The 11,982-nt window shown below is 58.2% G+C and carries 14 protein-coding genes, 1 pseudogene and 1 riboswitch; of the genes and pseudogenes, 11 read left to right on the forward strand and 4 right to left on the reverse strand.

The window, feature by feature from the left end; all coding sequences use genetic code 11:
• Positions 1-10: 10 nt before the first annotated feature.
• The 4 genes from proC to PSQ19_RS08745 all read right to left on the reverse strand — a co-directional run bounded on the left by proC (position 11) and on the right by PSQ19_RS08745 (position 2,553).
• Complete coding sequence (proC, locus tag PSQ19_RS08730; protein WP_282220460.1) at positions 11-835, reverse strand: pyrroline-5-carboxylate reductase; 825 nt, start codon at positions 833-835, stop codon at positions 11-13.
• Complete coding sequence (locus PSQ19_RS08735; RefSeq protein ID WP_282220461.1) at positions 832-1,332, reverse strand: type III secretion system chaperone family protein; 501 nt, start codon at positions 1,330-1,332, stop codon at positions 832-834. Before PSQ19_RS08735 ends, proC begins: the two co-directional genes overlap by 4 nt.
• 244 nt (positions 1,333-1,576) lie before the next feature.
• Positions 1,577-2,299 carry a metallophosphoesterase family protein gene (locus PSQ19_RS08740; RefSeq protein WP_282220462.1) on the reverse strand — a complete coding sequence of 241 codons (723 nt, stop codon included), beginning with the start codon at positions 2,297-2,299 and terminating at the stop codon, positions 1,577-1,579.
• A 2-nt stretch (positions 2,300-2,301) separates the two neighbouring features.
• Positions 2,302-2,553, reverse strand: coding sequence for an accessory factor UbiK family protein (locus tag PSQ19_RS08745; RefSeq protein WP_282220463.1), 252 nt, complete (start codon positions 2,551-2,553; stop codon positions 2,302-2,304).
• A gap of 117 nt (positions 2,554-2,670) precedes the next feature.
• Here PSQ19_RS08745 and lgt point away from each other — a divergent pair, with 117 nt between their 5' ends.
• The 11 genes and pseudogenes from lgt (at position 2,671) to PSQ19_RS08795 (ending at position 11,718) form a co-directional block, all read left to right on the forward strand.
• The gene (gene lgt / locus PSQ19_RS08750; RefSeq protein WP_282220652.1) at positions 2,671-3,489 is read left to right on the forward strand and encodes a prolipoprotein diacylglyceryl transferase; all 819 of its coding nucleotides are present in this window, start codon (positions 2,671-2,673) and stop codon (positions 3,487-3,489) included.
• On the forward strand, positions 3,479-4,561 hold the full coding sequence (locus PSQ19_RS08755; protein WP_282220464.1) for a class I SAM-dependent methyltransferase: 1,083 nt from the start codon (positions 3,479-3,481) through the stop codon (positions 4,559-4,561). The genes lgt and PSQ19_RS08755 overlap by 11 nt, the downstream gene beginning before the upstream one ends.
• Complete coding sequence (pgeF, locus tag PSQ19_RS08760) at positions 4,561-5,505, forward strand: peptidoglycan editing factor PgeF (protein ID WP_282220465.1); 945 nt, start codon at positions 4,561-4,563, stop codon at positions 5,503-5,505. Before PSQ19_RS08755 ends, pgeF begins: the two co-directional genes overlap by 1 nt.
• On the forward strand, positions 5,444-6,376 hold the full coding sequence (locus tag PSQ19_RS08765) for a ribose-phosphate pyrophosphokinase (protein WP_282220466.1): 933 nt from the start codon (positions 5,444-5,446) through the stop codon (positions 6,374-6,376). The genes pgeF and PSQ19_RS08765 overlap by 62 nt, the downstream gene beginning before the upstream one ends.
• 195 nt (positions 6,377-6,571) lie before the next feature.
• Complete coding sequence (locus PSQ19_RS08770) at positions 6,572-6,940, forward strand: YciI family protein (protein WP_328517751.1); 369 nt, start codon at positions 6,572-6,574, stop codon at positions 6,938-6,940.
• Positions 6,940-7,671, forward strand: a complete 732-nt coding sequence (locus PSQ19_RS19360) for a sigma factor (RefSeq protein ID WP_328517752.1) — start codon at positions 6,940-6,942, stop codon at positions 7,669-7,671. Before PSQ19_RS08770 ends, PSQ19_RS19360 begins: the two co-directional genes overlap by 1 nt.
• A complete protein-coding gene (locus tag PSQ19_RS19365) occupies positions 7,610-8,188 on the forward strand; it encodes a DUF6596 domain-containing protein (protein WP_328517753.1) in 579 nt (192 codons plus the stop codon). The genes PSQ19_RS19360 and PSQ19_RS19365 overlap by 62 nt, the downstream gene beginning before the upstream one ends.
• 136 nt (positions 8,189-8,324) lie before the next feature.
• Positions 8,325-8,975 (forward strand): 50S ribosomal protein L25/general stress protein Ctc, encoded by a 651-nt coding sequence (locus PSQ19_RS08780; protein ID WP_282220467.1) that lies wholly within the window; start codon positions 8,325-8,327, stop codon positions 8,973-8,975.
• A 71-nt stretch (positions 8,976-9,046) separates the two neighbouring features.
• A pseudogene (gene pth / locus PSQ19_RS08785) lies at positions 9,047-9,755 on the forward strand (aminoacyl-tRNA hydrolase).
• A 139-nt stretch (positions 9,756-9,894) separates the two neighbouring features.
• Entirely contained in the window at positions 9,895-10,992 is a 1,098-nt protein-coding gene (gene ychF / locus PSQ19_RS08790; RefSeq protein ID WP_282220468.1) for a redox-regulated ATPase YchF, read from the forward strand.
• 120 nt (positions 10,993-11,112) lie between these two features.
• On the forward strand, positions 11,113-11,718 hold the full coding sequence (locus PSQ19_RS08795; RefSeq protein WP_282220469.1) for a class I SAM-dependent methyltransferase: 606 nt from the start codon (positions 11,113-11,115) through the stop codon (positions 11,716-11,718).
• Positions 11,719-11,760: 42 nt separating this feature from the next.
• A riboswitch (cobalamin riboswitch) is annotated at positions 11,761-11,954 on the forward strand.
• The last annotated feature ends 28 nt before the right edge of the window (positions 11,955-11,982 follow it).

Here is an 11,982-nt window from a genome sequence, read left to right on the forward strand (position 1 = left end):
CCAAAAGATCCTATTCACGCCCGATTTCGGCACTGCGTGCCCGCGCGGCAGCCACGGCCTTGTCAACCAGATCAACGAAACCGCCCTCACCCATCAATATCGCCAATGCAGCGGCCGTGGTACCTTTTGGCGACGTGACATTGGTGCGCAATTGCGTCGCCGACGATGGATCGGCCTCCATGAGCGCCGCCGCGCCGATAACGGTCTGGCGGCCCAGAAGGTCGGCAACCTCATCGCTCAAACCATGTCGCCGCGCTGCCTCGCTAAGGGCCTCCACAAGGTGAAAGACATAGGCTGGACCGGAGCCCGAGACACCCGTCAAGGCATCCAGCTCCGCCTCATTTTTTAGCCAGACCACGGCACCGGACGCCGAAAACAGCGCCTGGGCAATATCACGATCAGCATCGTCAATTTCGGCCGGCACCAGACCGGTGACGCCCCGGCCAACCTGCGATGGCGTATTGGGCATGGTGCGGATAACGCGCTTTGTATGCAACCCATCGGTCAGAACTTGCATCGAAATGCCCGCCGCGACCGATAACACCAGCGAACTGGCGTCAATTTTCGGGGCAATTTCGCCCAATATCGTGCGCAATACTTGTGGTTTGACCGCCAACACCAGTACACGCGGCACAATGGCATCCATGGCAGGGACAAGCCGCAGGTTTCGTTCGGCGGCATAGGCAATCAGGTCCGGCTTGGGACGCGGCGACACCAGAATCAGATTTTCAGGCTGCAAGCCAGCATCGAGCCAGCCGCGCACCAGCGCCATACCCATCTTGCCAGCCCCCAGCAACACGACGGGGCCGACATCGCTAAGGCTGACCGCGCTCATGCTTCCCCGACTGTCTCGAACATGACATGGCTCAAGGCATCGGGCGCACTCTTTCCGGCCCACACAACAAACTGAAATGCCTGATAATACAGATCACAGCTATCGCTGGCCGAGCGCAACAATGCTTCGCACTGCTGTGGCGTCACTTCAGCGCCGCCGGTGAGTAGATGGGAATTGCGGAACAGGACAACACCTTCCTTGTTCCAGATGTCGAAATGGCCGATCCACAATTGTTCGTTTATCATCGCGATCAATTGCTTTATCTCGGCGCGCCTACCATCAGGTACCTTGAGATCGAAGGCGCAGGCGATGTGGAGAGACTCAAGATCCTCCATCCAGTTGAACGACACATGATAGTCGCTCCAGCCGCCACGAACGGAAATCGAGATTTCGTCAGCGCCCTGACGCTCGAACGTCCAGTCGTTGATATTTGCGATGTGCTCGATGATATCAACCGGATGTACGATTCGGTCGGGCTCGATCTGCAGAAGTGACATTGACGACACCCGTCCTGGCAATTCGTGTTTGAGGCCATCATCTTCAATGGCCTACCATGGGATACTAATTGAACGCCCCGCACGCCCGTGAGCCTACGAATCGTCCTGATTTTTTTGATCCTACACTGCGCCACTGATTCAGGGGACGCAGACCCAGCAAAGAACACTAATCTCTTGTGGATGATCGGACCGCTATGGTTAACGCTTGGTTAACGCAATAGCGATCAACAGGTCGGTGTGACCATTAGAACAGCCCTTCGGGCCCCACCCATCCGGTGGCCAGCGCCGGTGCCCATTGCTTGAAGCCGTTCGCCACGGCCTGTCGGGCCGCAGCGGCGCAATCATATTCAACGACCCGGATGCTGGTCAGCCATCGGCCAGCGCGGCGTTCGATGATGGCATAACGCGCATCGGGCGAGCCATGGACCAATTGTAGCCCCACACTACCCGGATTGATGATGCGGCGGCCATCGGGCAGGCGCACTGATCGGGCAATGTGAGTATGTCCACACAAAATGATCGGATAATCCAGGCCGACCGCATGGCCGAGGATCGCATCTGGATCCGGCAACGTCGTTTGGCGACCCTGCCAGTAATTATCCAGCCACACATCGGTGTCGCTCTGCGGCGTGCCATGACACATAAACACCTCGCCGTTGAACACAGCCGTCTCGGGCAGTCCGGCCAACCACAGCTGATGGCGTGGTGCCATTTTTTCGCGGGCGAAGGCGTCCACCGGATCAAGCGCCTCGGGCTCGGTCTCGCACACCCAGCGATCATGGTTGCCGCGGATCATTGATCCGCCTAGCCCCATCAAGCGCTCGGCCACGGCGCCCGGATCCAACGGCCCGCTGACATGATCCCCAAGACACAGGGTCGCATCGACGCCCTGAACGGCAATGTCCGTCAGCACGGCATCAAGCGCCAGCCCATTGCCGTGCACATCCGAAATTACAGCGAAACGCAAACCTATTTGGCCTTTTTGGCAGTGCCAAGCGCGGCAACGTCCTTGCGCAACTGATCAATTTCCTCGCTTTGAACCTGCACGAGCTCGCGCAGCGCATCAAAATCAGCGCGTTTGACCAGGTCCATGTCGGCGACAATACGTTGTCCCTGCGACTTTACCGCCGTTTCAACTTCGCGGCGCAGACCATCGGCAACCCCGGCCGCCTCGTTCATTACGCGGCCCAGGCCGTCAAATACTTTGTTGTTCTGGCTCATCGCACACCTTGTATGTAAAATTGCGCCACTAGACGCCGTGTCGAATATGTAGGCGAGCATCTCCGACTTGACCAGAGCAGGCGAAGCGGCAATGGTCCGGCAAGTTCAGCGGAGCCTATCTTGCCCTTTCCCAATATTGATCCTGTCGCCCTGGCCATCGGCCCCTTAGTCATTCGTTGGTACGCGCTCGCCTATCTTGGTGGGGTGGGTCTAGGTGCGCTTTATGGCCGTTTCTTGCTCGCGCGCAAATCATTGTGGGCCAATAACGCACCACCCTTCGCCCCCGACGACATGTTTGATTTTGCTTTTTGGGCCGTATTGGGCATCGTTATTGGCGGTCGCATTGGCTACGTGCTGTTTTACAACTTGCCGTACTATATGGGCAATCCGCTCGAAGCCTTCGCCCTTTGGGACGGGGGCATGTCCTACCATGGCGGCATGATAGGCATCTGCCTGGCCGTATTGATATTTACCCGCTCAAAAGGCGGTAACCTTTTGTCATCACTGGATCTGCTGGGCACAGCCGCGACCATCGGCATATTTCTTGGCCGCATCGCCAATTTCATTAATGCCGAACTGTATGGCGCTCCGACTAGCCTGCCCTGGGGTGTGATCTTTCCAACCGATCCCATGCAGGTGCCGCGCCACCCCAGCCAACTCTACGAAGCAGCGCTTGAGGGCCTGTTGTTGTTTCTTGTCATTCGTTATGTGACCCACATCGCCTATGGCCTGCGTCGACCCGGACTAGTTGCCGGGATCTTTGCCATTGGCTATTCACTGTCGCGCATCGGCGTAGAATTTGTCCGCTTGCCCGATGTGCAACTGGGCTACCTCTATGGTGGCTGGCTCACCATGGGCATGGTGCTCTCCCTGCCGCTGCTGCTTGCAGGCATAGGGATGGTACTGTTTGCCATGAGGAAAAACCATGGCCGCTGAAACCAGGCCCACCCTTCACGAATTGATTGCCACGCAAATTCGCGCCAACGGTCCGATGTCGGTGGCCAATTACATGGGCCTTTGCCTTACCCATCCAGCCATGGGCTATTATAAAGGCGCCGATCCACTCGGCACAGCTGGTGACTTCACCACCGCTCCTGAAATCAGCCAGATGTTCGGCGAATTGATCGGTTTCTACATCGTTAATTTGTGGCAGCAAATGGGATCGCCCAAGGCTTTCACGCTGATGGAACTGGGGCCCGGTCGGGGTACGCTGATGGCCGACATTTTGCGCGTGGCATGCCGCGCGGAGGGCTTTCGCGATGGCCTTGACCTGCGCCTGTTTGAAACTAATCCCGCATTGATTGCCGAGCAACATGCCCGGCTCGAACCCTATGGTCCCCAATGGGTCGACGCGCTCGATAAAGTCAGCGACGGCCCACTATTGGTCATTGCCAACGAGTTTTTTGACGCCTTGCCAATCCGTCAATTCGTTCGCGGCGACAAGGGCTGGCACGAGCGTGTTGTTGGACTGGACGGCGACAAACTGGTGTTTGGCCTGTCGCCGACACCAATTCCAAACACCGCTCTACCCGATATAGTCCAGAACGCCGAACTGCACAGCGTCTTTGAGGTGGCTTTGGCCGGTGGCGAGGTTATGGCCCGTCTGGCGCGATCAATATCGACCCAGGGCGGCGCCCTTCTGGCCATCGACTACGGCTACGCCCAAACGCAAACCGGCGAGACCCTGCAAGGGGTTGCCAAACATGCGTTCGCAAATGTGCTAAGCAACCCTGGCGCCGTCGATCTGTCCGCCCACGTCGATTTCGAGGCCCTGGCCAATGTGGCCACCAAGGCCGGTTTGAGCGTACACCCGCTGGCGACCCAGGCCGAGTTCCTTGATCGACTCGGCCTTAAAGATCGTACCAAGGCGCTCAGTCTCGCCAACCCCAATGCGGCAACCGATCTGGATTTGGCGCGGGCGCGTCTGACCGACACCGACCGGATGGGCACCCTGTTCAAGGCCTTTTGCGTCGCCAGTCCCGGCCTGACACCACCGGGCTTTTACTGATGACACGCCTGTACGACACCAGCCCCGCCCTCGCCGAAATTGTCGGCATCCGCCATGGCTATTTTGGCCGACAGGGTGGCGTCTCATCCACCCCATTCGACAGCCTCAATGTGTCAGAAACTGCTGGAGACGGCCGCGAAAATGTGGTGGAGAACCGCACTCGCGCCGCCGCAACATTGGGATATGCACCCTCGCAGCTGGCGAGCCTGCGCCAAACCCATTCCAACCGGGTCATCACGCTGTCCAAAACCCAGCCTGCGGGCGAACGACCAGCCGCGGATGCGCTGGTTACCAATGTGCCCGGCCTGTTGCTCGGCATCCTGACCGCAGATTGTACCCCGGTCCTGCTGACCGACCCGGTCGCGAAAATTATTGGCGCCGCACACGCCGGTTGGAAGGGCGCCACCGACGGCATTATCGCCAATAGTGTAGCCGCCATGGCTGCGCTTGGCGCCATCCCTGCCCGCATCGTGGCCGCTATCGGTCCCACCATTAGTCAGGCCAATTACGAAGTCGGACCGCAATTCATGGCCGATTTTCTGGCGCTACACCCCGACGGAGAAGAGTTTTTCATTACCCCTCGAAATGGCCGCGAGCATTTTGACCTGCCCGGCTTTGTTGCCAGCCAACTGTCAGCCTGCGGCGTCGGCACTATCCAGGATTTGGCGCTATGTACCTATGGCGCGCCCGAGCGCTACTTTTCGCATCGCTTCGCAACTCATGCAGGACAAACCACCGGGCGGCAGATCGCCTTGATTGGGTTGGAAAAAGTTAGCCTTCGACCAATTGTGACATTGCGGTTACAGCCCACACAATATAGAGCCTTGCCTCGAAACTGGAGGGGTCGTCTTTCCCGGCCCGACTTGATCACAGGATCGTGCAATGAAGCTGGTGACCGGCAATTCCAATCGTGCCCTGGCTCAGGCTGTCGCCAGTTATCTTGAAATTCCACTGACCGATTGCACCGTCAAACGCTTCGCCGACAAGGAAATTTATGTTGAAGTGCACGAGAATGTGCGCGGCGAGGATGTCTTCATTCTCCAGTCAACAAGCTTCCCGGCTAACGACAATCTGATGGAACTGCTGATCATCACCGATGCGTTGCGCCGCTCGTCGGCGCGCCGGATCACCGCGGTCATGCCCTATTTCGGCTATGCGCGGCAGGATAGGAAATCTGCGTCCCGCACGCCCATTTCCGCCAAGCTCGTTGCCAATCTGCTTACCGAAGCGGGTGTCAATCGCGTGATCACGCTTGATTTGCACGCGGCTCAGATTCAGGGCTTTTTCGACATACCCGCCGACAATCTCTATTCGGCCCCGGTAATGACGCGCGACATTCGGGACCATTACGACACCTCGAACCTGATGATCGTCTCCCCTGACGTTGGGGGCGTGGCCCGCGCCCGCGCCATTGCCCAGCGCATTGGCGCCGATCTGGCCATCGTCGACAAGCGGCGCCCCCGCGCTGGCGTGTCCGAAGTCATGAACATCATCGGCGATGTATCGGGGCAGCACTGCATCCTGATTGACGATATCGTCGATTCGGGCGGCACGCTGATCAATGCCGCCGAGGCCCTGCTCAAGGCTGGGGCGCTCGACGTTTCCGCCTATATTACCCATGGTGTGCTGTCCAACAGTGCCGCTGAGCGCGTCGCCACATCAAAACTCAAGGAACTGGTCATCACCGATTCCATTGAGGAAACCGAACAAACCGCTGACGCGCCCAATATCCGTCGCGTCCCGATTGCCCCGCTGATCGGCGAGGCCATCGCCCGCACTGCTAGCGAACAAAGCGTCTCCAGCCTGCTCGATTGATCTGTCGGCGAAGTCGCCAGCCAATATCGGCTATCGCTGGTTAAGATTGCTTCGGCTTACGCACATTGACTTTAAGTGGCCGCGCCGGGCGCATGCGCCAGAGGCGCAAATAAATTATCGCCCGAGTCGAAATTGCCGCCTCTGCCACGTCATTGTAGTATCGGGGCCTGTCGCCTCGTGCTCATCAAGGAGACTATGATGAAATATCTACTACTGATCCACGGCGACGAATCGAAGATGAACGCCGCCACTGTTGCCGATGAAACCGGCATGAGCCCCGACTACCACGCCTACAACAGTGCCATGGCCAAGGCGGGCATATTGGTCGGCGGGGAACGCCTGCGTCCCACTGCCGAAGCCGCCAGCGTGCGTGTAAACGACGACGGCACTCAAGTTCTCGACGGACCCTATGCCGAAACACGCGAACAGTTGGGCGGCTATTATATGATTGACGTACCCGACATCGACGAGGCCATCCAATGGGCAGCCAGGTGCCCGGCAGCGCGCCATGGCACCATCGAAGTGCGACCTATCTGGCCGATCTCGCGCCGAATAGTCGGCTGATGTCGAGCCACGAAAACACTGGCGCAAATCGCATTGCCGAGCAAATCGCCCGGCAAAGCTACGGTCGTCTTGTGGCTTTTCTTGCCGCACGAACGCGCGACCTGCCCGGGGCGGAGGATGCATTGGCAGACGCCTTCGCAGCCGCCCTGCGTCTTTGGCCCCGCGACGGCGTGCCTGATAACCCCGATGCCTGGTTGCTAACGGTCGCCCGCCGCCGCCAAACCGATGCGCTTCGCCGATACAAAACGCGCGAGCGAGCCATGGAGCACCTTGGCCTTTTGGCCGAAGAACTTGAAGCAGCTACCACCGCGTCGGGCGACATTCCAGACCGCCGTCTGGCTTTGATGTTCGCGTGCGCCCATCCTGATATCGATCAGCCGATGCGGGCGCCGATGATCTTGCAAACCATTTTGGGCCTACCCGCTCACGATATCGCCGCGGCTTTTTTGATCCCGCCCTCTACGATGAGTCAGCGTCTGGTCCGCGCCAAATCGCGGATCAAATCCATGGCAATACCCTTTGCTATCCCACCCAGCGAAGAACTGTCTGGCCGCCTTAACGCAGTGCTGGAAGCGGTTTATGCCGCCTATGCAAGGGGCTGGGACGAAATCGAACCCGGCAGCACCCCAAAACTGGTTGACGAAGCCTTGTGGCTTGGCGAGCCTAACGGTGCAACTCTTGCCCGATCAACCCGAGGCCAAGGGCATGCTGGCCCTGATACATTACGCTGAAGCGCGCCGACCCGCCCGCCGCGACGGCAGTGGCGCATTTGTCCCGCTTGAGCAGCAAAACACTGGTCTTTGGGATGTCCCGCGTATTGATCGCGCCGAAACGCTCCTGCACGTGGCTAACCAGGGCGGACCGAGTGGGCGCTACCAGATTGAGGCGGCAATCCAATCCGCCCACGTCGCCCGCCGCCTTTCAGGTCAGGCCAGTTGGCCCGCGATAGTCGCGCTCTACGGGCATCTGCAGACCATTGTCGCCTCTCCGGTCGTGGCGCTGAACCACGCAGCAGCGCTTGCCGAAACCGAGGGAGCGCCAGTCGCCCATGACAGGATCGTGGCTCTTGCCGGCGACCCCCGCATGGCAACCTACCAACCCTATTGGGCCACGCGTGGCCAGTTGGCCGCGCGGGCGGGTCGCAAAGATGATGCCTATGAAGCCCTGACACTGGCCATTGGCCTGTCGAGCGACGACGCTGTGCGACAATATCTGCATCAACAATTGCATGGCCTGCGGGACGACTAGCCCGCCGAACCTCACCATCCACTTGCCCAGTGTTCCGCTTTGGGCTATAGCCCGCCCATGAAGCGCTCGTCACCCCTGGAGGACGGCGCGTATGGTGTTGTAATGGCCCATACACCAACCAGAATGGAATAGTTCCATGGCTGCGACTAAAGAGCTCAAGGCTCAGGCGCGTTCGCTTGTCGGCAAGGGGGCCGCTCGTGAATTGCGTCGTCAGGGTAAAATCCCTGCTGTTATCTACGGCAACAAGAAGCCCCCCGTCACCATTTCGATCGCCTACAAGGATGCAATGAAGAGCATCTATTCGGGCGGCTTTCTCTCTCACATCCTCACGCTTGATGTTGATGGTGAAAAGCACCAGGTGATCCCGCGTGATTATCAACTTGATCCGGTCAAGGATTTTGCAATGCACGTTGATTTTCTGCGCATTGGCAAGGGCACCAAGCTCAATGTCCAGGTGCATGTGAATTTCATCAACGAAGAAGCCAGCCCAGGCCTCAAGCGCGGTGGTACGCTCAATATTGTCCACCATACACTTGATCTGAACGTCAGCGCTGACAATATTCCCGAAGAGATCACGGTTGACCTGACCGGTCTCGACATTGGCGACAGTGTCCACATGTCTTCGATCACGCTGCCTAAGGGCGTTCTTGATCATAGCCACGAAGACGACGCGACCATCGCTACCATCGTTGCACCATCGGCGCTTAAGTCTGCTGGCGATGACGAGGTCGAAGAGACCGAGGCAGCGCCTGAAGAAACCGAAGAAGAAGAAGACGATAAGGAATAGTTCCGATCCGTCTGTAGTTTGCTCATTGAAGGCGGCCCAAGGGTCGCCTTCGTTCATTTTGGAGAGCGCGTGTGAAACTCGTGGTTGGATTGGGCAATCCCGGCGATCAATATCGTCATAATCGTCACAATATCGGCTTCATGGCGGCAGACCAGATCGCGCGCCACCATAGCTTTTCGCCATTTCGTTCCAAGCACAAGGGCCTGCTGGCCGATGGCGAAATCGATGGCCAGCGCACCATGTTGCTCAAACCGCAAACCTTCATGAACCGTTCGGGCGACAGCGTCGTCGCAGCGGCCAAATTCTTCAAGATCGCCCCTCAAGACGTCATCGTGCTTTATGATGAGCCTCGACCTGACCCCGGGCAAGCTTCGCGTCAAGGTCGGTGGCGGCAATGGGGGCCACAATGGCCTGCGCTCCATCGATCCCCAGCTCGGCCTTGATTATAAGCGCGTTCGGCTCGGTATCGGTCATCCAGGCAAGGAGTTTGTCACCCACCATGTTCTCGGCGACTTCGCCAAGGCCGACCAGGACTGGCTTGAACCCATGCTCGATGCCATTGCCGAAAATATCGGCCTGCTGCTGCGCGATGACGATGCTGGATTTATGAACAAGATTGCTGTGGCCACCAGACCCGACGCGTCACCAAAACCAGCCCCCAAAGCCCAATCCCATATCCGCCAGGCTCGCGCCGCCAAACCCACTACGCTCATACCGAGTACGGGGCCGATGGCGTCAATGCTCAAAAACTCTTCAAATCCGACTAATGTTGGATGCTGAGCTTTGGCCCTCCCCTCGCCGAACCGCCCTTCGGCCCAACTGAATAGCAAACATTGCCATCTGTCCAAATGGCGCCATGGCGCATTGACATATGGCGCTATCCGAACGATGTCAGGGGCAACATTTCTAGGAGTTTCCCATGGGTTTCAAAATGGGCATTGTTGGCCTGCCTAACGTTGGCAAGTCGACACTTTTTAACGCGCTCACCCGCACCGCCGCCGCGCAGGCCGCAAACTTTCCATTTTGCACCATTGAGCCCAATGTCGGCGAAGTGTCGGTGCCTGACGAGCGCCTCGACAAATTGGCAACAATCGGCAAGTCGGCGACCAAACTGCCGGCCCGCATGAGCTTTGTTGACATTGCGGGCCTCGTAAAAGGGGCCAGCCGGGGTGAAGGACTTGGCAACCAGTTCCTGGCCAACATCCGCGAATGTGATGCCGTCGCCTATGTGCTGCGCTGTTTTGAAGATGACAATGTCATTCATGTCGCAAACCGCGTTGATCCGCTGGCCGATGCCGAAGTGGTGGAAACCGAACTGATGCTGGCTGACCTTGAAAGTCTTGAGCGCCGTCGCACCGGCGTTGAGAAAAAGGCCAAGGGCAATGACAAGGAAGCCAAACTGGCACTCGATCTGATAGATCGCTCGCTTCTGTTGCTGCAGGAGGGCAAGTCCGCCCGTCATGTCGAGCGTTCCAATGAAGAGGAAAAAGCTTTTCAGGAACTGCAACTCCTGACCTCAAAGCCCGCTCTTTATGTATGCAATGTCGATGAAGGCGCCGCCGCGACCGGCAATGCCATGACCGAAAAAGTGGCCGAATATGCCAAACAACATAACGCCGCCACGGTCGTCATCTCCGCCGAAATCGAAAGCCAGCTCGCCCAACTGCCCGACGCGGAACAGGCTGAATATCTCGAGAGCCTCGACCTGCATGAGCCTGGCCTTAACCGGCTGATCCGCGAAGCCTACGGTCTTTTGGGCCTGCAAACCTACTTCACCGTCGGCCCCAAGGAAGCCCGCGCCTGGACCATTTACAAGGGTGACAAGGCGCCGGCCGCGGCCGGTGTCATCCATACCGATTTTGAACGGGGTTTCATCCGCGCCCAGACTATCGCCTATGACGATTACGTCACCCTGGGCGGCGAGCAACCCGCCAAGGAGGCGGGCAAAGCCCGCGACGAGGGCAAGGAATATGTCGTCAAGGATGGCGACGTCATGTTGTTCAAGTTTAATACTTGAACCAGCGCTCGTCGCAAAAAAACGCTCCAGCTTAGCAATTTGTGGTTTCAGGGCTATAAGGGCGATGGTTGCATGGCCGGGAAGAGGCCCGCCGATCCAATCTGACGCAACGGGACCGAGATGAAATCTCCAAGCACTCAAGGTTACTCCGAAACCGCCGAAGCGCTTGCTGCCAGCTATGAAAGCCGTGAATTCGCAGACGTCCACCGTCATATGGCGCACCTATTCCCCAAGGCGCCCGCCATGATTCTGGATATTGGTGCGGGCACTGGTAGAGATGCGGCAGGCTTTGCCGCCGCAGGACATACAGTGATTGCCGTAGAACCGGTTGACGCGTTCCGCCTCCTCGCCGCGAGACTCCATCCTGATCCAGCCATTACCTGGATCGACGATGGCCTGCCACAGCTTGCCACAATTGTCGGTCGTGCCCATAAATTCGATCTCATCATGATGACGGCGGTCTGGATGCATCTGGATCTGGCTGAACGCCAAACCGCTATGCCTGTCATTGCGCGCCTGCTTAAGCCCGCAGCGACTCTAATCCTGTCCTTACGCCATGGACCTGTCCCGTCTGGCCGTCGCATGTTTGATGTTACTGCAACCGAGACCATTGCGCTCGCGGCAACCTGTGGCATGACGCCGACGCTCTGCCTGCTCGATCAGGCCAGCAACTTTGGTAAGCCTGATGTCACATGGACCAAACTGGCACTCACCCTCGCAGTGTGACGAAATACCTGTCATTTTGCGCTAATATTGCGGCCACCGCTTTCATATTAGAGCAAATTCTGTAACACCTCCAATTGTGAATGGAAACGGGAAGCCGGTGAGATACCGGCGCCGCCCCCGCGACTGTAACAGACGACACTTTGCCCACGGATGGGAACATCCAACCACTGGTTTGCGCTGGGAAGGCGGGCAAGGATTGGTCTGGAGTCAGGAGACCGACCATTCCAACCAACACGCACGGGACGGTGGGTCCCATTAAGGAGC

The organism is Devosia algicola (genome assembly GCF_028816455.1).
GTDB lineage: Bacteria > Pseudomonadota > Alphaproteobacteria > Rhizobiales > Devosiaceae > Devosia > Devosia algicola.

What these genes read in the sequence shown, in the direction of transcription:
- PSQ19_RS08735 (WP_282220461.1), bottom strand. Translation starts at nt 1,332, where the DNA reads ATGTCACTTCTGCAGATCGAGCCCGACCGAATCGTACATCCGGTTGAT.
- PSQ19_RS08745 (WP_282220463.1), bottom strand. Translation starts at nt 2,553, where the DNA reads ATGAGCCAGAACAACAAAGTATTTGACGGCCTGGGCCGCGTAATGAAC.
- PSQ19_RS08780 (WP_282220467.1), top strand. Translation starts at nt 8,325, where the DNA reads ATGGCTGCGACTAAAGAGCTCAAGGCTCAGGCGCGTTCGCTTGTCGGC.
- PSQ19_RS19360 (WP_328517752.1), top strand. Translation starts at nt 6,940, where the DNA reads ATGTCGAGCCACGAAAACACTGGCGCAAATCGCATTGCCGAGCAAATC.
- pgeF (WP_282220465.1), top strand. Translation starts at nt 4,561, where the DNA reads ATGACACGCCTGTACGACACCAGCCCCGCCCTCGCCGAAATTGTCGGC.
- PSQ19_RS08755 (WP_282220464.1), top strand. Translation starts at nt 3,479, where the DNA reads ATGGCCGCTGAAACCAGGCCCACCCTTCACGAATTGATTGCCACGCAA.
- PSQ19_RS08770 (WP_328517751.1), top strand. Translation starts at nt 6,572, where the DNA reads ATGATGAAATATCTACTACTGATCCACGGCGACGAATCGAAGATGAAC.
- proC (WP_282220460.1), bottom strand. Translation starts at nt 835, where the DNA reads ATGAGCGCGGTCAGCCTTAGCGATGTCGGCCCCGTCGTGTTGCTGGGG.
- PSQ19_RS08795 (WP_282220469.1), top strand. Translation starts at nt 11,113, where the DNA reads ATGAAATCTCCAAGCACTCAAGGTTACTCCGAAACCGCCGAAGCGCTT.
- PSQ19_RS08765 (WP_282220466.1), top strand. Translation starts at nt 5,444, where the DNA reads ATGAAGCTGGTGACCGGCAATTCCAATCGTGCCCTGGCTCAGGCTGTC.
- ychF (WP_282220468.1), top strand. Translation starts at nt 9,895, where the DNA reads ATGGGTTTCAAAATGGGCATTGTTGGCCTGCCTAACGTTGGCAAGTCG.